At 68.6% G+C, this 23,139-nt stretch carries 21 protein-coding genes; 11 read left to right on the forward strand and 10 right to left on the reverse strand.

The features are described from left to right. Positions 1-9: 9 nt before the first annotated feature. Complete coding sequence (locus A37E_RS0116010; RefSeq protein WP_081837638.1) at positions 10-1,155, reverse strand: phosphotransferase family protein; 1,146 nt, start codon at positions 1,153-1,155, stop codon at positions 10-12. A 243-nt stretch (positions 1,156-1,398) separates the two neighbouring features. Here A37E_RS0116010 and A37E_RS0116015 point away from each other — a divergent pair, with 243 nt between their 5' ends. The 7 genes from A37E_RS0116015 (at position 1,399) to A37E_RS0116045 (ending at position 9,772) form a co-directional block, all read left to right on the forward strand. Then, entirely contained in the window at positions 1,399-2,781 is a 1,383-nt protein-coding gene (locus A37E_RS0116015) for an ABC transporter substrate-binding protein (protein ID WP_029557535.1), read from the forward strand. A gap of 96 nt (positions 2,782-2,877) precedes the next feature. Further along, positions 2,878-3,681, forward strand: a complete 804-nt coding sequence (locus A37E_RS0116020; protein ID WP_038193225.1) for an ABC transporter ATP-binding protein — start codon at positions 2,878-2,880, stop codon at positions 3,679-3,681. A gap of 30 nt (positions 3,682-3,711) precedes the next feature. Next, entirely contained in the window at positions 3,712-5,958 is a 2,247-nt protein-coding gene (locus A37E_RS27715; protein ID WP_197022999.1) for an ATP-binding cassette domain-containing protein, read from the forward strand. 11 nt (positions 5,959-5,969) lie between these two features. Continuing rightward, complete coding sequence (locus A37E_RS0116030; RefSeq protein WP_029557538.1) at positions 5,970-6,860, forward strand: branched-chain amino acid ABC transporter permease; 891 nt, start codon at positions 5,970-5,972, stop codon at positions 6,858-6,860. A gap of 3 nt (positions 6,861-6,863) precedes the next feature. Then, the gene (locus tag A37E_RS0116035; protein ID WP_029557539.1) at positions 6,864-7,928 is read left to right on the forward strand and encodes a branched-chain amino acid ABC transporter permease; all 1,065 of its coding nucleotides are present in this window, start codon (positions 6,864-6,866) and stop codon (positions 7,926-7,928) included. Positions 7,929-7,988: 60 nt separating this feature from the next. Beyond that, entirely contained in the window at positions 7,989-8,987 is a 999-nt protein-coding gene (gene dctP, locus A37E_RS0116040) for a TRAP transporter substrate-binding protein DctP (protein ID WP_029557540.1), read from the forward strand. A gap of 11 nt (positions 8,988-8,998) precedes the next feature. Further along, the gene (locus tag A37E_RS0116045) at positions 8,999-9,772 is read left to right on the forward strand and encodes an enoyl-CoA hydratase (RefSeq protein WP_029557541.1); all 774 of its coding nucleotides are present in this window, start codon (positions 8,999-9,001) and stop codon (positions 9,770-9,772) included. A 134-nt stretch (positions 9,773-9,906) separates the two neighbouring features. Here the strand turns inward: A37E_RS0116045 and tcuB are convergent, their stop codons facing one another. Continuing rightward, on the reverse strand, positions 9,907-11,025 hold the full coding sequence (tcuB, locus tag A37E_RS0116050) for a tricarballylate utilization 4Fe-4S protein TcuB (protein WP_029557542.1): 1,119 nt from the start codon (positions 11,023-11,025) through the stop codon (positions 9,907-9,909). A 107-nt stretch (positions 11,026-11,132) separates the two neighbouring features. On the opposite strand from tcuB, the gene A37E_RS0116055 reads away from it, so the two are divergent. Continuing rightward, positions 11,133-11,792 carry a GntR family transcriptional regulator gene (locus A37E_RS0116055; RefSeq protein WP_024280072.1) on the forward strand — a complete coding sequence of 220 codons (660 nt, stop codon included), beginning with the start codon at positions 11,133-11,135 and terminating at the stop codon, positions 11,790-11,792. Between the two features lie 10 nt (positions 11,793-11,802). On the opposite strand, the gene tcuA is transcribed toward A37E_RS0116055, so the two are convergent. Then, positions 11,803-13,194 (reverse strand): FAD-dependent tricarballylate dehydrogenase TcuA, encoded by a 1,392-nt coding sequence (gene tcuA, locus A37E_RS0116060; RefSeq protein ID WP_029557543.1) that lies wholly within the window; start codon positions 13,192-13,194, stop codon positions 11,803-11,805. A gap of 253 nt (positions 13,195-13,447) precedes the next feature. Between tcuA and A37E_RS0116065 the strand changes: the two genes are divergently transcribed. Further along, positions 13,448-14,425, forward strand: a complete 978-nt coding sequence (locus A37E_RS0116065; RefSeq protein ID WP_051679094.1) for a tripartite tricarboxylate transporter substrate binding protein — start codon at positions 13,448-13,450, stop codon at positions 14,423-14,425. A 68-nt stretch (positions 14,426-14,493) separates the two neighbouring features. On the opposite strand, the gene A37E_RS0116070 is transcribed toward A37E_RS0116065, so the two are convergent. From A37E_RS0116070 to A37E_RS0116095, 6 genes are all read right to left on the reverse strand, one after another. Then, positions 14,494-15,252, reverse strand: coding sequence for a helix-turn-helix domain-containing protein (locus A37E_RS0116070; protein ID WP_245279352.1), 759 nt, complete (start codon positions 15,250-15,252; stop codon positions 14,494-14,496). A 136-nt stretch (positions 15,253-15,388) separates the two neighbouring features. After that, positions 15,389-16,270 carry an NAD(P)-dependent oxidoreductase gene (locus A37E_RS0116075; RefSeq protein WP_024280068.1) on the reverse strand — a complete coding sequence of 294 codons (882 nt, stop codon included), beginning with the start codon at positions 16,268-16,270 and terminating at the stop codon, positions 15,389-15,391. Then, on the reverse strand, positions 16,267-17,739 hold the full coding sequence (locus A37E_RS0116080) for an aldehyde dehydrogenase (protein WP_038193233.1): 1,473 nt from the start codon (positions 17,737-17,739) through the stop codon (positions 16,267-16,269). The genes A37E_RS0116075 and A37E_RS0116080 overlap by 4 nt, the downstream gene beginning before the upstream one ends. 53 nt (positions 17,740-17,792) lie before the next feature. Then, on the reverse strand, positions 17,793-19,007 hold the full coding sequence (locus A37E_RS0116085; RefSeq protein ID WP_029557547.1) for an ABC transporter substrate-binding protein: 1,215 nt from the start codon (positions 19,005-19,007) through the stop codon (positions 17,793-17,795). A gap of 32 nt (positions 19,008-19,039) precedes the next feature. After that, complete coding sequence (locus tag A37E_RS0116090; protein WP_029557548.1) at positions 19,040-19,924, reverse strand: alpha/beta hydrolase; 885 nt, start codon at positions 19,922-19,924, stop codon at positions 19,040-19,042. Further along, complete coding sequence (locus A37E_RS0116095) at positions 19,921-20,310, reverse strand: hypothetical protein (protein ID WP_156026347.1); 390 nt, start codon at positions 20,308-20,310, stop codon at positions 19,921-19,923. Before A37E_RS0116095 ends, A37E_RS0116090 begins: the two co-directional genes overlap by 4 nt. A 122-nt stretch (positions 20,311-20,432) precedes the next feature. Between A37E_RS0116095 and A37E_RS0116100 the strand changes: the two genes are divergently transcribed. Then, the gene (locus A37E_RS0116100) at positions 20,433-21,224 is read left to right on the forward strand and encodes an N-acyl homoserine lactonase family protein (protein WP_029557550.1); all 792 of its coding nucleotides are present in this window, start codon (positions 20,433-20,435) and stop codon (positions 21,222-21,224) included. Between the two features lie 88 nt (positions 21,225-21,312). Here the strand turns inward: A37E_RS0116100 and A37E_RS0116105 are convergent, their stop codons facing one another. Then, positions 21,313-22,203: a LysR substrate-binding domain-containing protein gene (locus tag A37E_RS0116105; RefSeq protein ID WP_156026349.1), complete on the reverse strand. Its 891-nt coding sequence runs from the start codon at positions 22,201-22,203 to the stop codon at positions 21,313-21,315. A gap of 153 nt (positions 22,204-22,356) precedes the next feature. Here A37E_RS0116105 and A37E_RS0116110 point away from each other — a divergent pair, with 153 nt between their 5' ends. After that, positions 22,357-23,106 (forward strand): SDR family NAD(P)-dependent oxidoreductase, encoded by a 750-nt coding sequence (locus A37E_RS0116110; protein ID WP_029557552.1) that lies wholly within the window; start codon positions 22,357-22,359, stop codon positions 23,104-23,106. The last annotated feature ends 33 nt before the right edge of the window (positions 23,107-23,139 follow it).

The following is a 23,139-nucleotide window of genomic DNA, read 5'->3' on the forward strand; positions in this document are numbered from 1 at the left end:
GCCTCGCCTTCAGAAGGTCTTGTCGTTGATGATGTCGAGGGTGAAATCGAACAGCGCCTCGGCGAGTGTGCCGAAGCCGGCATAGCGCGGGTCCGCCGTCTCGCCGGCGAGGTGCCGCGCGTGGAGCTGGTGGAACACCACGCCGAGCTTCAGCATGGTGAGCACGCGGTAGACCTTGAGCTGGGACAGGTCGCGGCCGGTGGCGCGGGCATAGGCGTCCGCCGCCTCGGCCCGCGTCAGGAAGCCGGGGCGGGCCGTGGGCATCTGCGCCAGCTCGTGCATGCACGGCGGGTCGCCGGCCTCCGTCCAGTAGCTGAGCAGCGTCGCGAGGTCGAATAGCGGGTCGCCACGGGTGCCCATGTCCCAGTCCACCACGGCGACAGGGGCGCGGGTGGCGGGATCCAGCAGCACGTTGTCGAGCTTGAAATCATTGTGGAGAAGGGTCGGCGCCGATGCGTCCCGCACCTGTGCGGCGGCGAGCCAGCCGGCGACGGCGCGGGCGGCCGGGGAGAGCGCGCCCCGCGCCACCCGTTCGGCGCGGCCGATCCAGCCCGCGGCGGTGCGGGCGAAGAAGCCGGCGGGGCGGCCGAGATCGGACAGGCCGATCCGGGCCGGGTCCACCGCGTGGATGGCAGCCAACGTCTCGACCAGCTTGTGCGAGAGGTCCGCGCCGGTGGCGGCGGTTACCGGGAAGGGCGCCAGGCTGTCACCCCGCAGGGCGATGCCGGGGCGAAACTCCATCACCTGGAATGGTGCGCCTGCAATGCTTGCGTCGGCACACAGATGCAGGCTGCGCGGGGCGAGCGGCAGCTCCCGCCAGAGATGTGAAAGGATGCGGTGCTCGCGCGCCATGTCGTGCGCGCCCGGGGGCAGGGGGCCATCGGGCGGACGCCGCAGCACGGCCCAGCCGTCCGACACGCGCACGAGAAAGTTCAGGTTGGCGAGGCCGCCTGTGAACTGACGGGGCACGAAGGCGGGATCGAGACCAATGCCGTGGGCCTCCAGATGACGCCCGATCGCCGCCCAGTCGAGCCCCCGGCTCTCGGCCGCGCTGCGCAGGGCGACACCGGCGGGCGCAGCCAGGTCCAGCACGGACGCGCCGACGTCCCCCTCTGCGGTGCCCCCGCCTTCCAGCACATGAACAGCCTCGACCATGGACGCATTGCCTCTTTTTGTCGGACTAAAATTGTCCGACTGAAATCGTGCGGTCAAGCGGAAATTTTCCGTTAGCCGCGCACTCTAGGTGGTGGGAATTGCGATATTTTATATGATAATCAATGTTTTGATTAGAAATTCCGTCGTCTCCATCCGGAGATTGACGTCGCCGCGTTTTTGGTTTTATGGTCCGATCATCAGATAAAGATGCCGGACCAGAATTCCGGCCTGGAGGATGACGCCATGCCTCAATGCTTCAGCCCGCGGCGCCGGAAATCCGTCGCGCCGGCCTGTCTCCTTGCCCTCGTCGCGACGCTTGGTTTCGCCGTGCCGGCGGCCGCCCAGACGGCGGCACCTGCGGCCACAGGCGGTGCAGCGATGGAGCAGTTCGTGCCCATCGCCATCTATCGCACCGGCCCCTACGCGCCGGGCGGCTCGGGCATCTACGGTGCCTATGCGGACTATCTGGCGCTGGTGAACGCCCGCGACGGCGGCGTGAACGGCGTAAAGCTCGTCTATGAGGAGTGCGAGACCGGCTACCAGCCCGACCGCATGATCGAATGCTACGAGCGCCAGAAGGCGAAGGGGCCGACCGGCGCCGCGGCCTTCACGCCCTCCGGCACGGGCGGCGTCTATGCCCTCATCGACCGCATGACGGCGGACAAGATTCCCTCCGTCACCATCGGCTACGGCCGCACCGATTCCTCCGATGGCCGGGTCTTCCCCTATTTCTTCCCGCTCATCTCCAATTACTGGAGCGAAAACACCGCCACCATCCGCTACATCGCCGAGCGCGAGGGTGGGCTGGAGAAGCTGAAGGGCAAGAAGATCGCCAATGTGGTGATGGACTTCGCCGCCGGCCGCGAGACCCAGGCCATCCTCGACGCCCAGGCCAAGCGCTATGGCTTCGAGGTGACAACCTTCCCCATCACCCCGCCCGGTCTCGACCAGCGCGCCGTGTGGCTGCAGGTGCGCCAGTATCGCCCGGACTGGGTGCTGTTCCGCGGCTGGGGCGCAGCGACGCCCACCGGCATCAAGGAAGCCGCCCGCGCCGGCATCGCCCGCGACCGCATCATCGGCTGGTGGTGGTCGGGCTCGGAGGAGGACGTGACGCCTGCCGGCGACGCGGCCAAGGGCTTCATCACCGCCCAGTTCCACGCCACCGGGCCAAACTATCCGGTGTTCGAGGACATCAAGAAATACGTCTACGCCAAGGGCCAGGGCAATGTGGAGGAGAACCGCATCGGCTCGGTCTACTATGTCCGCGGCGTGCTTCACGGCGTGGCGGTGACGGAAGCCATGCGCACCGCCATGAAGAAGTTCGGCAACCGTCCGCTCACTGGTGACGAGGTGCGCTGGGGGCTCGAGCATCTGGTGATGACCAGCGAGCGCATCAAGCAGCTCGGCCTCGAGGGCCTGATGCCGGAGATCAAGGTCACCTGCGCCGACCACGAGGGCGACGGCGCCATCCGCTTCCAGCAATGGGACGGCGCCAAGTGGGTGATGATCTCCGACTGGATCAAGTCCGACCAGTCCATGGTCCGGCCGCTCATCGAGGCGTCCGCCGCCCAGTTCGCCAAGGAAAAGGGTATCACGCCCCGCGACTGCGCCGGCGAGACGAACTGACCTCGCAGGCCCCGTTCAGCCCTGATCCGTGACCTGCCGCGCGCCGGGCTGCCAAGCCCGCCCGGCGCCCGAGCCATCCCTTGGGAGAAGCACGCCATGAGCGCGCAAGGCCCCTTGCTGTCCGTCGCCGGCATCGAGGTGATGTATTCCCGTCTGGCCCTCGTGCTGCGCGGCCTCACGCTCAGCGTCCCGCGGGGCGGCATCGTCGCCCTGCTGGGCGCCAACGGGGCGGGCAAGACCACCACCATGAAGGCCATCGCCAACCTCCTGCGTTCCGAGCGCGGCGAGGTGACGAAGGGCGCCATCCACTATGACGGCGCGCGCATCGACGGGCTCGACCCATCCGACCTCGCCCGCCGTGGCCTTTCCCTGGTGATGGAGGGCCGCCATGCCTTCCCCACCCTGTCGGTCGAGTACAATCTGAAGGTCGGTGCCTACTCCCGCAGCGACGGGGCGGTCGCCGAGAGTCTCGAACGCGTCTACGCCACCTTCCCCCGCCTGAAGGAGCGGCGGCATCAGCCGGCCGGCCTCCTCTCCGGCGGCGAGCAGCAGATGTGCGTCATCGGCCGCGCCCTCATGGCCCGGCCGCGCATGATCCTGCTCGACGAGCCCTCCATGGGCCTCGCGCCGCTGCTGGTGGAGGAGATCTTCTCCATCATGCAGCAGCTGAATGCCGAAGCCGGGGTGACCTTCCTCCTCGCCGAGCAGAACGCCGCCGTGGCGCTGCGCTACGCCACCTACGGCTATCTCGTGGAGGGCGGCCGGGTGGTGCGCGAGGGGCCGGCGCGCGCGCTCGCCGCCGATCCCGAAATCCGTGCCTCCTATCTCGGGCTCGATGCCTCCGCCGAAGCGGATGGGGCGAGCCTTGCCGCCCGCCGTCGCCCGCGCTGGCTCTCCTGATCCTCCATGGACGAAGGGATTCCTCCTGCCATGAACCGCGCCTTCGACCATGCCTCCGGTGCCGCGGAACGGGCCGATCCTGGCGCCGCGGACACGCTGCCCGGCGCCCTGATCGCCACCGCCCGGCGCCATGCCGCGCGCCCGGCCTTGCGCCACAAGGTCGGCGGCATCTGGCGCACCTGGACGTTCGCCGATTATCTCGCCCGCACCGCCGCCATGGCCCGCCTGCTGGATGGCGCCGGCCTCGCCGGCGAAGGCCTGCTGGTGATCGTCGCCGAGAACCGGCCGGAGCTCTACGCCGCCGCCCTCGCCGCCCAAGGGCTCGGCGCAGCGGTGATGCCGGTGGGCCCGGAATTCCTGCGCCGCTTCGGCGCGCCGGCGGCCGACCCCACCCACGTCCTCTGCGAGAATGAGGAGGCCGCCCGCGCGTGGCGGGCTGCCAGCGGCTCGCCCGCCACCGTGCTGCGTCTCGACGAATGCGCGCCATCGCCGGAGGCCGCGCAGGACGAGGCCGTGGCCTGGTACACCTGGCGGGCCGCCACGGTCGAAGGGAACCGAACCGCTCTCATTCTCCACACCGCCGGCTTGGACGGAACGCCCCGCCCGCTGGCACTCACCCACCGGTGCCTCCTCGACGCCGGCGCGGCGGTCGTGTCCCGGCTGCAGCTTTCTTCCTCCGACCGGCTCATGGCGTTTCTGCCCGTTTCGGGCATTGCCGACGCCGCCGGCAGCCTTGTGCAGCCGCTTCTCTCGGGCTGCTCTGTCCATTGCGTGGAGGGGCCGGCGAGTTTCCCCAACGATCTGAGGGAAGTGGCGCCCACCGTGCTGGCCGCGCCGGCGCGCGTGTTCGAGCTTCTGGTGAGGGACGCCGGCGTTCGCCTGTCCGCCGGCGGGCCACTGGTGCGCGCCCTCGCGCGGGCAGGGGAGAGGGCCCTGCCGGGCACTGGGCTCGCCTTCGGAGCGCCGCTGCGCAACACCCTCGGCGTCGGCGCCTGTCGTCTGGCGTTTGTCACCTCCGGCATCCTGGACCCGACCACCGTCCGCCGCCTCGCGGCCTACGGTGTGCCGCTCGACGCGGACCTTGCCCTCGCCGATGACGGCAGCCCCCAGTCCCGCGCCGGCACCCCGGCCGACGATGCCCATCTGCTGAGGCACGTGGAAGCCGTGCTCCGGGGCGAGGCCGTCATTGATCGCGCCCGCGTCACCCGCGTTCCCGGCGGCCTCAGCGCCCGGATCGCGCTCGCGCCGTCTGCTGCTGACGCGGAGGACACCGCCACCGCAAAGAGCCGGGCATCGGCCGCGGTGGAGCGGGTGAATGCACGGCTGGCCGCGGAATTCCCTGGAACGTCCCTTGCCGTCCACGCCTTCGACCTCGCCGCCGATGGCTTCGGTCCGCAGGAGCTGACGCTGGAAGGCGAAGTGCGCGACGCCCCGTTCGCGCCGGTTGGACGCGAGACGCAGGCAAGGCCGAGTGAACGCTCAGCCCGCTCGCGCGGACCCGTGCTCATGCAAGTCAGCGGCGTCGCCGTCGCCTTCGGCGGGGTGAAGGCGCTCACCGACGTGTCCCTCGCCATCCATGAAGGAGAAATCCTCTCCATCATCGGGCCGAACGGGGCGGGGAAGACCTCGCTGCTCAACGTCATCAACGGCGTCTATCACCCGCGCTCGGGAACCATCACTTTTGCTGGCAAGGAACGCGCCCGCATGCGCCCGGCCTTTGCCGCACGCTCGGGCATCGGCCGCACCTTCCAGCACGTTTCCCTGTTCAAGGGCATGAACGTGATCGACAACGTGCTGGTGGGCCGCGCCGCGCTCTTCGAGGGCTCGCTGCTCGGCAAGCTTCTGCGCCTGCCCTCCACATCGGCGGAAGAGCGGCGCGAGCGGGAGGCGGCGGAGCGCATCCTCGCCTTCCTGGAGCTGGAGCATCTGCGCAAGGCGCCGGTGGCCAGCCTGCCCTACGGCATCCAGAAGCGGGTGGAACTGGCCCGCGCGCTCGCCACCGAGCCGAAGCTGCTGCTGCTCGACGAGCCCATGGCGGGCATGACCCACGAGGAGAAGCGCGACATGTGCGGCTTCATCCGCCGGGTCAACGAGAGCTTCGGCACCACCATCCTCATCATCGAGCACGACATCGGTGTGGTGATGGGCCTGTCCGACCGCGTCACGGTCCTCAATTACGGCCGCAAGATCGCCGATGGCACGCCCGACGAGGTTCGTGCCGATCCCCAAGTCATCGCCGCCTATCTCGGCTCCGCCGCCCTCGGCGAAGCCGCCTGAGGGAGAACACCATGGGCGACTTTTCCTTCTTTCTCGAAGTGGTGGTGGGCGGCCTCCTGTCGGGCGTGATGTACACGCTGGTGGCCTTGGGATTCGTGCTCATCTTCAAGGCCTCGGGCGTGTTCAACTTCGCCCAGGGCGCCATGGTGCTGTTCGCCGCGCTCACCTTCGTCGGCTTCCTGGAGTTCGGCCTGCCCATGTGGGCCGCCTTTCTCCTCGCGCTCGCCGCCATGCTGGCGCTGGCGGTGGCCATCGAGCGCACGGTGCTGCGCCCCCTCGTGGGGCAGGACCACATGATCCTGTTCATGGCCACCATCGGCCTCTCCATCTTCCTGGAGGGCTTCGCCCAGCTCATCTGGGGCACCAAGGTGCGCGGTCTCGACCTCGGCATCTCCGACGAGCCCATCGAGATCGGCGGCATCCTCATCTCGCAGTTCGACCTCTCCGCCGCGCTCATGGCCGCGGTGCTGGTGGCGGTGCTTTCCGCCTTCTTCTCCTACACCAAGGTCGGGCGCGCGCTGCGGGCGGTGGCCGACGACACCCAGGCGGCGCAGGTTGCGGGCGTGCCGCTGGGCTTCATCTGGGCCGTGGTGTGGGGCGCCGCTGGCTTCATCGCGCTCGTCGCGGGCCTCGTCTGGGGCGCGCGGCTCGGCGTGCAGTTCGCGCTGACACTGGTGGCGCTCAAGGCGCTGCCGGTGATGATCCTGGGCGGCTTCAACTCCATCGCCGGTGCCATCGTGGCGGGGCTCGTCATCGGCGTCAGCGAGAAGCTCGCCGAGATCTATCTCGGCCCCTTCGTCGGCGGCGGCATCGAGAACTGGTTTCCCTACGCCCTCGCCATCGCCGTCCTGCTCATCCGCCCCGCCGGCCTGTTCGGCGCGGCGCGCATCGCGAGGGTCTGAGCCATGTTCCACAGTGACGCCGGCGCGCTGAAGACGTCCTATGGCGAGGAGCAGGCCATCTTCCCCGTGGCCCTCGACCGCTGGTCTGTGGTGGCCCTGGTGGCCGCGGGGGCGCTCGTGGTGCCTTTCGTGGCCGGACCCTACTGGCTCGGCTCCATCCTTCTGCCCTGTCTCATTCTGTCGCTCGCGGCGATCGGGCTTAACATCCTCACCGGCTATGCGGGCCAGCTCTCGCTGGGCTCGGGCGCCTTCATGGCGGTCGGGGCCTATGCGGCGGTGAACCTCGTCATCCGCCTGCCGTGGCTGCCGTTCCCGGTTTCCTTCGTGCTGGCGGGGATGGTGGCGGGCGCCGTGGGGCTCGCCTTCGGCCTGTTGAGCCTGCGCATCCGCGGCTTCTACGTGGCGGTGGCGACGCTCGCCGCCCAGTTCTTCATCGAATGGATCTGCACCCACATTCCGTGGCTGGTGCTGAACACCCCCTCCGGCGTCGTCTCCACCCCGACGCTCTTTTTATTCGGCTTCGGCTTCTCGTCCGTGCCGTCGCGCTACCTCGTCGCCTTCGTGACGGTCGTCGCCCTTGCCGTCGTGGCGAAGAACCTCATCCGCTCCTCCGCCGGCCGCGCCCTGATGGCGGTGCGCGACCACGAGACGGCCGCGGAACTGACGGGGGTCGACACCACCCGCGCCAAGCTCACCGCGTTCGCGGTCTCCGGCTTCTATTGCGGGGTGGCCGGCGCGCTGTGGGCATTCCTCTATCTCGGCAACGTGGAGATCGAGGCCTTCTCGCTGCATCGCTCGTTCCAGATCCTGTTCATGGTCATCATCGGAGGCCTCGGCTCCATCCTCGGCTCCTTCCTGGGCGCGGCCTTCATCGTGCTCCTGCCCGTGGCCATCGCCAACGCCGCGAGCTTGTTCGGCGAGGCCCTGAAGCCGGACGTTCTGGCCAATCTGGAGCTGATGATCTTCGGCGCGCTCATCGTCGCCTTCCTCATCATCGAGCCGAACGGCCTCGCCCGCCTCGCCGTCAAGGCGAAGGACCGCCTGCGCCGCTGGCCGCTGCCCTACTGAAATCCGCGCCGCGGATGAACGACGCGCACCAACGCGCGCAAAGACCGGAGGAACACACCCATGACCACGACTGTCGGCCGCCTTGTCGGGGCGGCGATGATGACGCTCGCGCCCCTCGCCGCGCTTCCCGCCGTCGCCACGGCGGAGGAGCTGAGGCTCGTCTTCGACATCCCGACCAATCATCCGCGCGTGCCCTATTTCACGGCCATGGCGGAGGATGTGGCCCGGACGAGTTCGGGCCGGCTGACGATCGCCGCCAATCCCGGCGGCACCATCTATCCGGGGTTCGCCTCCATCGAGGCATTGAAGGCCGGAAAGGCGGAACTCACCTTCGTCAATGCGGCCAATCTGGAGCGCCTCGATCCGCGCTTCGGTTTCGTCAACCTGCCCTTCGCGCTCGACGACACCGCCATGGCCCAGCCGGCGGCGCGCCGCGGGGTGGTGGACCTCCTCGATACGCTCGCGCAGAAGCAGGACCTGCGGGTGATCGGCCTGATGCGCGGCGCCGACCAGCTCTTCGTCTTCCGCGACAAGCGCGCCGCGACCCCGGCGGACCTCAAGGGACTGAAGATCCGCGTGGCCGGGGCCGGCACCTACGAGGACATCATGCGGCGCCTCTCGGCGGACCCTGTGGTGCTGCCCATCCCCGAGATGAAGCCCGCATTCGAGCGTGGCGCCCTCGACGGGGTCTTCACCTCGCCCGGCGCCTGGACCTCGCAGCTCGGTATGACCGCGCCCAAGGCCACCCATGCGCCGGGGCTGATGATGATCACTTACGTGCTGGTGGCGCGGAAGGACGCGATCGATCGCCTCTCCACCGCCGATCGCGACGCGCTGCTCGCGGCGGCCCGCGCCAACATCACCGAAGGCTGGGCGCGCATGGAGGCGGACGACGCGGCCATCCTCAAGGACATGGCCGCCAAAGGCGCCGCCATCGTCACTGTGACCGATCTCAAGCCCTGGCGGGAGGCCGTCGCGCCGGTCGCCGCCAGCTTCTCTGACCGGTTCCCCGACATCTGGCGGGACTTCCGCGCGCAGATCGGGGCGGACCGCAAATGATGGAAAAACCGATGGCATACGACTTCATTCAGACCCGCGTCGCCGGCCGGGTGGGCTGGATCACGCTGGATCGGCCGGACGCGCTCAATGCCCTGAACGCGGCGATGGTGGGCGAGATTGTGCGCGCCCTCGCCGGGTTCGGTGCCGATCCCGGCATCGGCTGCGTGGTTCTCACCGGCTCGGACCGCGCCTTCGCCGCCGGAGCGGATATAAAGGAGGCGGCGGGGCGCAGTTATCCCGAGACCTTCCTCGAGGACTTCCTCGCCTCCTGGGATGCGATCGCGCACCTGCGCAAGCCTCTGGTCGCCGCTGTGGCCGGCTATGCCCTCGGCGGGGGCTGCGAGATCATGATGATGTGCGATGTCATCATCGCGGCCGAAACGGCGCGGTTCGCCCTGCCGGAGGTGAAGATCGGCGTGATGCCCGGTGCGGGCGGCACCCAGCGCCTCGCGCGCGCCATCGGCAAGGCAAAGACTATGGATCTCTGTTTGACCGGCCGGATGATGGACGCCGCGGAGGCGGAACGTCTGGGGCTTGTTTCACGCGTCGTCCCGGCATCGGCGCTGCTCGCCGAAGCCCAGGCCGTGGCGGAGGGGATCGCCACCAAATCCCGCATCAGCACGATGGCGATCAAGGAAGCCGTCAACCGTGCCTTCGAGACCTCGCTGTCCGAGGGGCTTCTGTTCGAGCGCCGGACCTTCCACGCCCTCTTCGCTACCCAGGATCAGAAGGAGGGCATGGCCGCATTCGTCGAGAAGCGCGCGCCGCAGTTTCGCGATGGATAGTGGGCGCGTGCGACTTCATCGAGGCTGCCCCGATCGGCGATGAGGTGGCGCCAAGGTCTGCCACCGCAACGTCGATCGCATGCTTCGCATCCAGTGGGGCGGGGGAGGGCGGGCGCCCCCGCCGCTGAGCCGCTTCACTCCCCCGTGGCGTGGGCTTCCTGCTGCCGCTCCTTGGCGTAGCGCACCAGCGCGGCGAAGCGGTAAAGGCCGTGGACGAACTTGCCGTAGGGCATGGTCAGGAAGAAGCCGAACACGAAGCCGAGGTGAATGGCCAGCATGATTCCCATGGCCGGCGTCGCACGCACGACAAGAAGCGCAAGGCCGGTGAGCGCGGTGCCGAAGAGCATGGCGAGGAAGGCCGCGTCCATGCCCCGGCGCGTGTCGTCCATCATCATGGGATCGCGCGCCTTCTTGGCCATGAACAGGCCGGCCGGTCCGATCACGAGGCCGATGCCGCCGACGGTGCCGAGCACCACCGGCAGATCCCACCACGGATAGGGCGACATGCGGCCGAGCAGGTAGTGATAGAGCGTCGCCACCGAGGTCGCGGCGAAGCACAAAGCGAAGCCGTAGAAGGTGAAATGGTGGAACAGCCGGCGGTTGTCGGTGGGCTTCTCGTCCGCATTCATGCAACCGACGCCGCCGCCATCGAGATAGCGCAGCTGGCCGGCGTCCTTCATGGCCTGCCAGAGGGAGGGCGCATCGGGCGGCAGGGGCTTGCCGTTCTCCATGTCCCGCCAGAAGGCGCGCAGCCCCATGAACAGGGCCAGAAGGGCATAGATGAACACGCCGCCGAACAGCGCCACCATGGCATTGTGCGGCATGAGGCGGAAGAAGGCGCCCGGCCCCGCATGGGCGCCGAACATCACGGCCGGGTCATTGAAGGCCATGAAGCCGCCGAGGAAGGCGGCCACCGATGCCGCCGTGATGAGGGCGATGACGAGTCCGTTGCGCCGGAACAGGCCGGCCAGCGGGCGCGGCCAGGCATAATGGGCGTAGGAATCGTTGCGCACCTCGGCGAGCGTGCGCGGCACGTTCACATTGAACTCGTGCGGCGGCGAGAACTGGCAGTCGAAATAGCACGCGCCGCAGGAGTGGCAGAGGTTGGACAGGTAGTTGAGATCCCCGGCCGAGAACGCGCGACGCATCTCCATGGCCGGAAACACGGCGCACAGGCCCTCGCAATAGCGGCACGAATTGCAGACCGTCATGAGCCGGGCCGCTTCTTCCAGCGGCGAGCTGTGCGCGTTCATCTGGAATTCTTCCTTGTTGTGTGAGTTGTCTTGCATACAGCTGCGCACAGCCGTACTCCCTTGAGGGACCAGCGCGCGGAGCGCGCCGGAAAGCGGGGAGGAGCGCAATGGCGGACGCGACGGCTGGAGGAGACGATGGCCTCTCCCGCGCACAGCGCGTCTACGAGCGCCTGAAGGAGGATATCCGGGCTGGTGCCCTCAGGCGCGGCGAGCGCGTGCGCGAGGAGCAGGTGGCGCGTGCGCTGGGCGTCAGCCGCACGCCGGTGCGCGAGGCGCTGGCGCGGCTCACCGCGCGCGGGCTGATCGAGGCGACGCCGGCCGGGCTCGTGGTGGCCACCATCTCCCGTCCCCAGACGCTCGAACTCTACGCCATGCGCGAGGTGCTGGAGGGCTCGGCCGCCCGCTTCGCCGCCCAGCATGCCGCACCGAGCGAAATCGCCATGCTCGATCGCCTCTCGTCCGCCTTCGAGACGGCGTTCGGTGATGCGAGCCGGCTGGCGGAGCTGAACCGCCGCTTCCATTCGGCCATCGTGGACGCCGCCCACAACCGCTACCTCGTGCGGATGCTGGATGAGCTGAGCGATGCCCTGGCCCTGCTGCCGGGCACCACCTTCCAGCTGGCCGAGCGCGGGCCGCTGGCGGTGAGCGAACATGCCGCCATCGTCGCCGCCATCGCCGCCCGAGATCCGGACGCGGCCGAGCGTGCGGCGCGGCTGCACATCCAGCGCGCGCAGGAGGCGCGGCTGTCGCTGTTGCAGCTCGACTGAGGCGCTCCGGCTAGTTGCGCACACTGCGGGCCGCTCCGGTGCCGGCGCAGCGGCCGAACACGCTGCCGATGGTCATGCCGATGCCGGCCGCATAGCCGCGGCCGAGCACGTTGCCGGCCATGATCTCGCCCGCGGCGAACATGTTGGCCGCCGCTGAGCCGTCCGCCATCTGCATCCGTGCCTCACGGTCCACGCGCACGCCGAGATAGGTGAAGGTGATGCCGGGGCGCACCGGATAGGCATAGAACGGCGCGGTATCGATGGGCCGCGCCCAGTGGGTCTTGGGCGGGGTAAGGCCTTCCGTGCGGCAGTCGTCCAGCACGGTGTGGTCGAAGCTGCCGCCGGGCACGATGGACGCATTGAAGTTCGCGACTGTGGCGGCGAATGCCTGCGGATCGAGCCCGAGCTTGCCCGCCAGCTCCTCCGGCGTCGCCGCGCTGATGGGCGGGTAGAGCGAGGGCATGAAGGAGGTGAGCGACTTGGCGTCGAACACGATGTAGGCGATCTGGTCCGGCTGCTGGGCCACGAGCCGGCCCCAGATGGCGTAGCGCTTGGGCCAGAAGTCCTCGCCCTCGTCGTAGAAGCGCTCGGCCTTGTTGTTCATCACGATGCCGAACACGACGCAGTCGAGCCGGGTGATGATGCCGCCGTCGAACTTGGGGGCGCGCGCATCGATGGCCACCGCGTGGCACTGGGTGGGATCGCCCACCGGCTTCACGCCCTTGTCCAGCAACATCCGCAGCATGGTGCCGCGGTTGTAGGGCGTGCCGCGGATGAGGAAGTTCTCCGCCGGCGGCCCCCAATATTCCTTGAGCCAGTCGATGTTGGCCTCGAACCCGCCGGCGGCCGCCACCAGAGCCCCCGCGCGCACCATGTGGCGCTGCCCGCCATGCTTCACCTGGGCGCCGAGGAAGAAGCCGTCGGCGATGTCGAGGTCCACCACCTCGGCGTCGTACAGCACCTCAACCCCCAGCCGCTCCGCGGTCTGGTAGAGGGCGTTCAGCATGGAGCGGCCGCCGCCGAGGAAGAAGGAATTGGTGCGCCCGAGGCTCAGCGTGCCGCCGAGGGAGGGCTGGAACCGCACGCCCTGCTCGGTGATCCAGCCCAGCATGTCCTTGGACTGGGCGATCATGAAGCGGGCCAGTTCCTCGTCCGTATGGCCCTGGGTGACGCGCTTGAGGTCGTCCCAGAACTCATCCTCGGTGTAGGGGCCGGTCAGGGTGTCGGTGGCGGTGTCGTGGGCGCAGCGCATGTTGCGGGTGTGGCGCGTGTTGCCGCCGCGGTAGAAGCGCGGCGCCATTTCCAGCACCAGAACCGACGCGCCGTCCCGCCGCGCGGCGATGGCGGCGCAGAGGGCCGCGTTGCCCCCGCCCACCACCAGCACATCCCAGCGCCGGCCCAGCACGGCGGAGGCTTCAGCTGCCGTCTGCGCCTCGGCTCCCTCTCGCGTCATCCGCTCCTCCACCCGTCTCGCCATACGCCCGGTCATGGCTGCATTCTATTGTATACAGTCGTGCGCAGATTTCTGCGCGCGTTTCCCGTCCACGTCAAGCGACCCCTTGACGTGCCGGCCCGAATTCGCGACGGTTATAAAAAAGAATAACTATTCTGTCTAACAGAACAAAAAGGCCGCGCAGAGCGGCTCAGGAGGAAACATGTCGTTCCGAAGCATGATGGCTGCCGTCGCCGGCTGCCTCGCCAGTTGCATCGCCCTCGCCGGCCCCGCATCGGCGGAGACCTACCCGACACGGCCGGTGACGATGATCGTGCCCTATGCTGCCGGCGGCGCCACTGACGTCGTGGCCCGTGCCGTGGCCGAAAAGCTCACCGGGGCGTGGGGCCAGGCGGTCGTGGTGGACAATCGCGCGGGTGCCGGCACCACCATCGCCGCCCGGACCGTGGCGCAGGCGCCGGGGGACGGCTACCTGCTGTACATGACGACCTCTGCCCACACGATTTCGGGGCACCTCTATCCCGGCCTGACCTTCGACGCGCTGAAGGACTTCGCGCCCATCACCCTCATCACCAAGGTGCCGCTGGTTCTGGTTGTCAGCCCGCAGGTGCCGGCTTCCAACATGGCCGAGTTCCTCGCCTGGCTGGCCAAGGAGGGGGACAAGGTGAACTATGCCTCCCCGGGCATCGGCACCGCGCAGCATCTCTCCGGCGAGCTGTTCAAGATCGCGACCAAGAGCGGCATCACCCACGTGCCCTACAAGGGCGATGCGCCGGCCCTCACCGATCTCATGGGCGGGCAGGTGCAGATGATGCTCGCCACCGCCACTGCCGTCATTCCGCTCATCGAGAGCGGCAAGGTGAAGGCGATCGCCGTCGCCCACAACCGTCGCCTCGGCGCGCTGCCGCAGGTGCCGACCTTCGCCGAGGCCGGCGTCAAGGACTTCGAGGCCGCCACCTGGTTCGGCCTGCTGGCGCCGGCGAAGATCAAGCCGGAGCTGGTGGAGAAGATCTACGCCGACGTGTCGAAGATCGTCGCGGAGCCGGACATGCGCCGCCGCATCGAGCAGCTCGGCGGCGACGTGGTCAACAGCACGCCCGCCGAATTCGCGACCTTCATGAAGGAGGAGAGCGGCAAGTGGGCCGCCGCGGTGAAGGCCTCCGGCGCTTCGCTCAAGTAGGGTTCCCTGTCCCGGTTCGCGTTCGGCGCGGGCCGGGATGCGGGTGTCGGGCGCGGTGTCGCCGTCCCTCAGGCGGCGCCGCGCTCGACCTTTCCGGTGGGACGCTGGAAATGGGGCCAGGTGCCGCCGAGCGTGCGTGTCAGCCGCTCCGCCTGCGGCAGAAGCTCGGCGCGCATGATGGCGACCTGCTCCGGCGAAAAACGCTCGCGTGGGCCTGACAAGGAGAGCGTGCCGAACAGCCCTGCGGGGCCGAATACGGGCGCGGCAACCGCCGCGCAGGCGGGATCGCGTTCGCCCAGGGACACCGCCAAGCCTTCGGTGCGGATTGCGTCGTAGCGCGGCCCCGCTTCACCATCGAAGGCCAGCAGGACATGCCCGCCGGCGCCGACCCGTATGGGATAGACATCGCCCGCCGCCACCCTGTCGAGGGTCGCATGGCGCGAATCCACTCGGAACAGGCACAGGCGGTGGCCGGCATCCTGCCGGACATGGAAGGACGAGCTTTCGGTCCCGCGCTCCACCAGATCCTGCAGAACCGGCATCACATGGCCGCGCAGCCCGTTGCGCCGCTCATAGGCGATGCCGAGGCGGAAGGCGGCCGGCCCGAGATCGTACCCGCCATCGCGCAGGCGCGTGACGTAGCCGTTGCCTTCCAGCGAGGCCATGAGGCGGAGGATGGTGCTTTTGTAGAACCCCGTCAGGCGGGAAAGATCCGCCAGGCTGACGGGACCGTTCGCGCGCTCCAGCGCGCTGACGATGGTGAGCGCCCGCTCCACGGCGGCGACACCGCCGCCGTCAGGCGCACTGAGGGTCTTGGACTCGGACACACGCATCTCCAGTACGCCCGCCGGCCTGAGCCGAACGGGCGATGGATGATCGCAGAAGCGGCCGGCAATTGGAACGCTTCCTGCAGTGCGAGACGGCCCGCAGGGGAGCTGTCTGGTCTCGGCCCCGGCTCGGGCCTCAGTTCGACTTGGCGACGATGCGGCTGACCACCGGCCAGTAGAGATCGCCAAACCCCTCGGCCTGCGTCTTCTCCAGCAACTGGTCGGCGAGTTCCGCGCCTTGCAGCCGCAGCCCCACGGACTGCGCGAGGGACAGCGCGTAGCCGATGTCCTTGCGGGCATAAGTGGTGGAGAAGGCGCGCTCCGGGAAGGTCTCCGCCACCACCGCCTTCATGCCATGGTTGCGCAGGGCGAAGCTGTCGGCCGATCCCTTCATCAGGGTCTCGAACAGCAGCTTGCCGTCGACCCCGGCGCGCGTGGCCGTGGCCATCGCCTCGCTCAGCGCGACCACCGTCTCCACCAGCACCATGTTGTTGAGGATCTTGACGATCTGCCCCGCCCCGATCGGCCCGCAATGGGTGATGTCGCTGGCGAAGGTGGCGAGCAACGGGCGGACGACGTCGAACGTCGGCTGGTCCGCGCCGACCATGATGGAGAGGGTGCCTTCCTCTGCCGCCTGACGGGTGCGCGCGATGGGCGCATCCGCATAGTGCGCGCCGGCCGCGACGAACTTCGCCGCGATGTCCCGCGTCAGCTCCACCGGCGAGGTGCCGAGGTCAACGATCACCTGCCCCGGGCGGGCATGGGCGAGAAGGCCGTCCGCGCCGAGGGTCACGGCCTCCACATGGGCGCCGCTCGGGAGGGCCATGAAGATCACGTCGCACGCCTCGGACAGCGCGGAGAGGCTGGCCGCGCGGGTCACCCCGAAAGCGGCGAGCCGCTCCAGCGGCGCGTCCGCCCGGTCGAAGCCGATGACCGGCCGCCCGCTCTTCTGTGCGAGGTTGCGGCACATGGGCTCGCCCATGACGCCGAGTCCGATGAAACCGACGCTGCCGCTCATTGTCCCATGCCTTCCTCGGGCACCAGCTTGCCCATGTCCCAATAGATGCCCTTCGCCTGCTGGTAGAGGCGGACGCCCGAGATGCCCTTCTCGCGGCCGATGCCGCTTTCCTTGAAGCCGCCGAACGGCGTCGCCACGGAGAGCTGCTTGTAGGTGTTGATCCAGATGGTGCCGGCCTCGATGGCCCGCGCGATGCGCCAGGCGCGGCGGTAGTCGGCCGTCCAGATGCCGCAGGCGAGGCCGTAGACGCTGTCGTTGGCCTGGGCGACGAGGTCCGCCTCGTCGGAGAAGGGCAGGATCACCAGCACGGGGCCGAAGATCTCTTCCTGTGCCACCCGCGCCGCATTGGTCAGCCCGCCGATGAGGGTGGGCAGATAGAAGGCGCCGTTGGCGAGCGCGGCCGCTTCGGGCCGGCGGCCGCCGGCGATGATGTCGCCGCCTTCCTTGCGGGCGATGTCCACCATGCTTTCCACCCGGTCGCGGTGGGGGAAGGAGGCGAGGGGCCCCATCTTCGAGGCCGGCTCTGTCGGCATTCCCACCGCCAGCGCCTCGGTCTTCGCCTTCAGGCGATCCACGAAGGCGTTGTAGACGGACTTCTGCACGAACAGGCGCGAGCCGGCGACGCAGGACTGGCCGGAGCCTTCGAAGATGCCGCCCATGACGCCGGCCACCGCCGCATCGAGATCGGCGTCCTCGAACACGATGTTCGGCGACTTGCCGCCGAGTTCCAGTGCGGCGGGAATGAGCCGGTCGGCGCAGATGCGGCCGATGGCGCGCCCGGTGCCGGTGCCGCCGGTGAACGACACCATGCGCACGCCCGGATGCTGCACCAGCGCGACGCCGGTATCGCCGCCGAGGCCGGTCACCACATTGAGGATGCCGGGGGGCAGGCCCGCTTCCGCGGCGATGCGGGCGACGAGAATGGCGGCGGTGGGCGTCACCTCGGACGGCTTCACGATGATGGCGTTGCCGGCGGCGAGCGCCGGGGCCACCTTCTGGGCCTCCATGGTGAGCGGCGAATTCCAGGGGGTGATGGCGGCGATGACGCCCATGGGCTCATAGACCGTCATGGACAGGTAGTCGCCGCGCGCCGGCGTCACCTCGGAGCCGAGCGTCTCGCAGACCGCCGCGAAATAGCGGAAGGTGGCGATGGCGCTCGCCACCTGGGTGCGGCACTCGGCGATGACCTTGCCGTTCTCGCGCATCTGGATGGCGGCAAGCTCATCGGCGTTGGCGGCCATGCCATCGGCGATGCGGGCGATGATGCGGGCGCGCTCGTGGGGCCGCATGTTGCGCCACGCGGCGGACCGCACGGCCTGCTGCGCCGAGGCGACGGCGGCGTCCACATCGGCGGCGGAGGCGGCGGAGAGTTCATAGTTCACCTCGCCGGTCGCCGGGTTGCGGGAGACGAAGGTGGGGCCGGTGCCCGTGACGGGCTTTCCGGAGACGAAGAAAGGCAATGGGCTCATGAGATCCTCGCAGGGGAGCCGGCCCGCGTCGTGCGCGGGCGCGGCAAGGCGGATCAGCGCTTGACGAGCGGGCACTCGCTCTCGCTCAGGGGGCGGAAGGATTCGGAGCCGGGGAAGCGCTCGACCGTCTTGTAATAGTCGAACTCGTACTTCGACTCCGCCGGCGTCTTCACCTGCATCAGGTACATGTCGTGCAGCACGCGGCCATCGGCGCGGATCACGACATCCTTGTTGTACATGTCGTTCACCTTCATCTCGTGCATCTTGGCGGCGACCTTTTCGCCGTCCTTGGTGCCGAGCGCCTTCACCGCCGCCAGATAGTGCTTCACGCCGCTATAGACGCCGGCATGGATCATGGAGGGGACACGCCCGCCCATCTGGGCCTGGAAGCGCTTGGTCCAGGCGCGGGTCTCGTCGGTGAGGTCCCAGTAGAAGGAGGTGGTCACCTTCAGGCCCTGTGCGGCCTTCACGCCCAGCGCCTTCACGTCGGTGATGAAGACGAGGAGGCCGGCGAGCTGCTGCCCGCCCTCGACGATGCCGAATTCGCCCGCCTGCTTGATGGCGGTCTGCACGTCGCGGCCCGAGGTGGCGAGGCCCACCACGTTCGCCTTCGAGGCCTGCGCCTGAAGGAGGAAGGAGGAGAAGTCGTTGGTGCCGAGCGGATGGGCCGCCTGGCCGACCACCTTGCCCCCCGCCGCCTCGATGAACTTGGTGGCGTCGCGCTGGAGCGCGTGGCCGAAGGCGTAGTCCGCCGTGATGAAATACCAGCTCTTGCCGCCGGCCTTGGTGATGGCCTGGCTGGTGATCTTGGCCAGAGCGTAGGTGTCGTAGGTGAAGTGGAAGGAGTAGGGCGAGCAGGCCTTGCCCGTGAAGTCCGACGAGGCCGGGCCGTTCACGATGAAGATCTTCTTGCGCTCCTTGGCCGCCTCCAGGATCGCGAAGCCGGCCGAGGAGGCCGCGCCGTCCGCGATCAGATCCACGCCCTGGGTATCGAACCACTTGCGGGCGGTGGCGGAGGCGATGTCCGCCTTGTTCTGGTGGTCGGCATCGATGATCTCGATGCGCTGGCCGATCACTTCGTTGGCGAAGTCTTCCGCCGCCAGCTTGGCGGCGATGACGGAACCGCGCCCGCCGTTGTCGGCGAACACGCCGGACTGGTCGTTCAGGATGCCGATGCGGATCACGTCATCGGCGGCCCGTACCGCGACGGGGGCGGTGGCGAGGGCCATGCCAAGGGCGGCCGCGGCGAGCCTCTTCGTTGTCTTCATTCTGGGTTTCCTCCTCGGTTTTCTTTCTTGGGTTATGGTTGGCTGGCGCGCCGCCGGACGTCGTCCAGCACGGGCGCGATGTAGCGGCGGAACTGCTCGGGGTTCTCGCTCATGGGGAAGTGGCCGAGACGCTCCATCACCGTCACCTGCGCCCCGGAGATGGAGCGGGCGGTGCGGAGCGTGTCGTCGGGCGAGCAGGAATAGTCGTATTCGCCCGTGAGCAGGTAGAGCGGGCAGACCTTGGTGTCGATGGCGGCGGTGCGACCACGCAGGTCGCCATCGACGCGGTAGAAATACAGGTCGCCCTTGAACACGCCCGGCCCGCTCTGCTTGTAGTGCCACAGCGTTTCCATGCGCCGCGCAGGGGGGAGGTCGGGCGACATCAGGCCGGAGACCAGCGCCGCGCAGGCTTCGCCGCCGTGGACATCGGGCCGGTTGAGCCATTCCGTGTCGTACCAGGGCTGCTGGAAATCCGCCGCCTCGAGGCCGATCAGCGCGGAAAACTCCGCGGCGTGATCAATGGCGAGGTTGAGCACGATGCGCCCGCCGATGGAGCAACCCATCACCACCGGCCGGGCCAGACCCAGCGCGCCGCAGAAGGCGCGGATGGTGGCGGTGTAGGCCGCCGTGGTGAGGCGATATTCGGTGCCGTCCCAGTCCTCGGGCGGATTGGACTTGCCGTGGAACGGCAGATCGAAGGCGATGACGCGGAAGTGCTGCGTGATCTCGGGATCGGTCAGAAGGTGGCGCCACTGGCGTCCGTCCGAGCCTGCGGTGTGCAGGCAGACGAGCGGGATGCCGCTGCCGGCTTCTTCGAAATAGACGCGATGCGGCCGGCCTTCGATGGGGAAGGTCACATAGCGGCCGATCATCGGCTCGATTTGGGGCTCGATGCGCGCGGGAACGGTCGTGCTCATGCCCGCACCTCCCGCGGCAGCGCCAGAAGGTCCTTGAAATACTGAAGGTTGGCGATGAAGGGGTGGAGGTCGCCCTCCAGCGTCGCCGCTCCCCGCTTGGTGAGGGCCAGAAGGTCGTGCCAGCCCGCCTTCGGCATGGGCTGCCAGAACTCCATCCACGCCTCGGGGCGCGCGCGATAGGCGAAACGCCAGTTCGCCATCACCTTCGGCGCCTCGTCCATGCGGACGATGCGTCCCTGCTCGATCCGGACTCGAAAGGGCCGGCTGGGGATGCCCACGAGCCAGTCAACCGAGAGGAAGCGGCCGCGCTCCTGAAGGGCCGGCGCGCGTTCGAGCAGGTCGGGCAGGCGGAGGAGCCGCGCCACCACGTCGTCTTCTGAGTCCACCGGCTTCCTCCCGACTATCGTTCTTCTAGACAGAACATCTGTTCTTTTTTCGAAGTCGAATATACAGAGGGGTAGACCGCTGGCAAGTGGCTTGAACGAGAGCGGGTCACAGGGAGGTAACGATGGAGTGGGAGGTCTACGCCCTGCGCTACGGCGACCAGCAGCGCACGCGCGGCATGAACTTCATCGGCGCGGGAGACCCGCACGACACGCCGATGCCGCTCGACTTCTACGTCTGGCTTCTGCGCAGCGGCAGCCGCCTGATCGCCGTGGACACCGGCTTTGCGAAGGTCGGCACGCCGCCGCGGGGGCGGCGCATCCTGCGCGATGTCGCGACGGCCTATGCCGATCTCGGCTGCGATCCGGCGGACGTCGGGGACGTCATCATCACCCACCTCCACTACGACCACGCCGGCAACCTCGATCTCTTCCCGAACGCCACCTTCCACCTGCAGGAACGGGAGATGGGCTTCGCCACGGGGCGGCATATGTGCGTGGCCTGCATGCGCCACGCCTTCGATGTGGAGGACGTGGTGAAGATGGTGCGCGCCCTCTATGCGGGCCGGGTGCGCTTCCACGCCGGCGACGGGGAGGTGGCGCCCGGCGTCAGTGTCCACCATGTGGGCGGCCACACGGACGGATTGCAGATGGTGCGTGTGGAGACCGCGCGCGGCCCCCTCGTCCTCGCCAGCGATGCCAGCCACTTCTACGCCAACATGCAGGAAGGCCTGCCCTTCCCGATCGTCTTCAACCTCGGCGACATGGCCGCCGGTTGGGGGGGCGCGCGCGTGCTGGCAGAGGGCCGGGAGGAGATGATCGTGCCCGGCCACGATCCACGGGTCCGCGTGCTCTATCCGGCAGTGGAAGGCAGTGGGGGAGAAACCCTCGCGCTGCATCTCCCGAGGATTGCCTGAGGTCGGACAGCTCGAATCTGTGTTGCGAAGCGATGTTCGGGCGATGTCCGGACATCGCCCGACGCCACGGTTGCCGTCGCCTGCGCTCTCAGATGCGGGGCGTGGGCAAATCGAGTTCCTGCGTGATCCAGCTGGCGAACATGCGCACCGCCCGACGTGCTTTCGCGGCGCGGGGGAAGACCAGATAGTGGCCGACATAAATGACGTCGTTCGCCTTGCCGGCGAGCGGCGCCACCAATTGCCCGCGCGCGATCTCGCGCTCGGCAAGGCGGGTGGATTCAAGCGCGATCCCGAGCCCGTCCACCGCCGCGGCGATGGCCATGAAGGAGCGGTCGAAGCGCGAGCCGCGCGGGCCAGGCGGGGCCACGCCGTTGGATTCGAACCAGTGGTTCCAGCGCACGCGCTTGTTGTCGCTCTCGATGAGGTCGTGTTCGAGCAGGTCCAGCGGTCCTGAAATGCGGGCGGCCATTTCCGGCGCGCACAGGGGCGTCACCGTCTCCTCGCCGAGGGGCACCACGATCAGCCCTTCCTGCCGCGGCGGGCCGTAGCAGATGTCGGCGTCGAACTCGTCATGCTCGAAGCGCGGGTAGTCCACGCCCGCCGCGAGCCGCACCTCCAACCCCGGCTGCTTGGCCAGCAGCGTGCGCAACCGGGGGAGCAGCCATTGCGCCGCCAGTGACGGCGCGCAATGCAGGCGCAGCAGGTTCACCGAGCGGGCGCCGACCATCTCGATGCCCTGCCGCATCTCGTCGAATCCCGCCGCCACATGGCGCATCAGCGCCTCGCCGGCGGGATTGAGCCGCACCGCCCGGCCTTCCCGCTCGAACAGGGCGGCGCCCATCAGGTCCTCCAGCTTGCGCACGGCGTGGCTGATGGCGCTGGGCGAGATGCCCAGCTCCTCCCCGGCGACGCGGAACGAGCCGCGGCGCGCGGCCGACTCGAAAGCCTGCAAGGCGGACAGGGGAAGGCGCTTCATGATGAGCCCTCATGACAGCGGCCGCCACGGCAGTCCGGACGGCCCACGGCTTTAGATGAACATGGTTCATCCATTCGCGCAATTTTTGCGTTTTTCAGCCGGGGAAAGAGGAGCCAGTATCATTCATACAAAAAGAGGCCCCTCGTGGAGGAAACCATGTTGCTTCAGAACAAGACCGCCGCCATTTCCGGCGCCGCCAGCGCCCGCGGCATTGGTCTTGCCACGGCGAAGCTGTTCGCCGCCCATGGCGCGCGCATCGCCATTCTCGACATCGACGAGGCCGCCGCCAAGGCCGCCGCCGCCGAGCTCGGCCCCCAGCACATCGGCGTCGGCTGCGACGTCGCCAACAAGGCTTCGTGCCAGGCGGCCGCCGATGCGGTGATCGCGGCGTTCGGCCATGTGGACATCCTCGTCAACAACGCCGGCGTGACCCAGCCGGTGAAGACCCTCGACATCGACGAGGCGAGCTGGGACCGCATCCAGGACATCAACTGCAAGGGCGTCCTGTTCCTCAGCCAGGTGTTCATCCCGCACATGCGTGAGCGCAAGTCCGGCTCCATCGCCTGCATGTCGTCGGTGTCCGCGCAGCGCGGCGGCGGCATCTTCGGTGGCCCGCATTATTCGTCCGCGAAGGCGGGCGTGCTCGGCCTCGCCAAGGCGATGGCCCGCGAGTTCGGCGTGGACGGCATCCGCGTGAACTGCGTCACCCCCGGCCTGATCCAGACCGACATCACCGGCGGCAAGCTGACCGACGAGATGCGCAAGGACATCCTGAAGGGCATCCCGCTCAACCGCCTCGGCGATGCGAGCGACGTGGCCGGCATCTATCTCTTCCTCGCCAGCGACCTGTCCGCCTACGTCACCGGCGCGGTGATCGACGTCAACGGCGGCATGCTGATCCACTAAGGCATTCCCGGCGAACTCAGGTCCGCCGGAAAT

The organism is Xanthobacter sp. 91 (assembly GCF_000702385.1).
GTDB classification, from domain to species: Bacteria; Pseudomonadota; Alphaproteobacteria; order Rhizobiales; family Xanthobacteraceae; genus Xanthobacter; species Xanthobacter aminoxidans.

Bases quoted from the DNA above. Each gene is read 5' to 3' on its own strand.
- A37E_RS0116010 (WP_081837638.1), bottom strand. From the start codon at position 1,155: ATGGTCGAGGCTGTTCATGTGCTGGAAGGCGGGGGCACCGCAGAGGGG.
- A37E_RS0116015 (WP_029557535.1), top strand. From the start codon at position 1,399: ATGCCTCAATGCTTCAGCCCGCGGCGCCGGAAATCCGTCGCGCCGGCC.
- A37E_RS0116020 (WP_038193225.1), top strand. From the start codon at position 2,878: ATGAGCGCGCAAGGCCCCTTGCTGTCCGTCGCCGGCATCGAGGTGATG.
- A37E_RS27715 (WP_197022999.1), top strand. From the start codon at position 3,712: ATGAACCGCGCCTTCGACCATGCCTCCGGTGCCGCGGAACGGGCCGAT.
- A37E_RS0116030 (WP_029557538.1), top strand. From the start codon at position 5,970: ATGGGCGACTTTTCCTTCTTTCTCGAAGTGGTGGTGGGCGGCCTCCTG.
- A37E_RS0116035 (WP_029557539.1), top strand. From the start codon at position 6,864: ATGTTCCACAGTGACGCCGGCGCGCTGAAGACGTCCTATGGCGAGGAG.
- dctP (WP_029557540.1), top strand. From the start codon at position 7,989: ATGACCACGACTGTCGGCCGCCTTGTCGGGGCGGCGATGATGACGCTC.
- A37E_RS0116045 (WP_029557541.1), top strand. From the start codon at position 8,999: ATGGCATACGACTTCATTCAGACCCGCGTCGCCGGCCGGGTGGGCTGG.
- tcuB (WP_029557542.1), bottom strand. From the start codon at position 11,025: ATGAACGCGCACAGCTCGCCGCTGGAAGAAGCGGCCCGGCTCATGACG.
- A37E_RS0116055 (WP_024280072.1), top strand. From the start codon at position 11,133: ATGGCGGACGCGACGGCTGGAGGAGACGATGGCCTCTCCCGCGCACAG.
- A37E_RS0116065 (WP_051679094.1), top strand. From the start codon at position 13,448: ATGTCGTTCCGAAGCATGATGGCTGCCGTCGCCGGCTGCCTCGCCAGT.
- A37E_RS0116075 (WP_024280068.1), bottom strand. From the start codon at position 16,270: ATGAGCGGCAGCGTCGGTTTCATCGGACTCGGCGTCATGGGCGAGCCC.
- A37E_RS0116080 (WP_038193233.1), bottom strand. From the start codon at position 17,739: ATGAGCCCATTGCCTTTCTTCGTCTCCGGAAAGCCCGTCACGGGCACC.
- A37E_RS0116085 (WP_029557547.1), bottom strand. From the start codon at position 19,007: ATGAAGACAACGAAGAGGCTCGCCGCGGCCGCCCTTGGCATGGCCCTC.
- A37E_RS0116090 (WP_029557548.1), bottom strand. From the start codon at position 19,924: ATGAGCACGACCGTTCCCGCGCGCATCGAGCCCCAAATCGAGCCGATG.
- A37E_RS0116100 (WP_029557550.1), top strand. From the start codon at position 20,433: ATGGAGTGGGAGGTCTACGCCCTGCGCTACGGCGACCAGCAGCGCACG.
- A37E_RS0116110 (WP_029557552.1), top strand. From the start codon at position 22,357: ATGTTGCTTCAGAACAAGACCGCCGCCATTTCCGGCGCCGCCAGCGCC.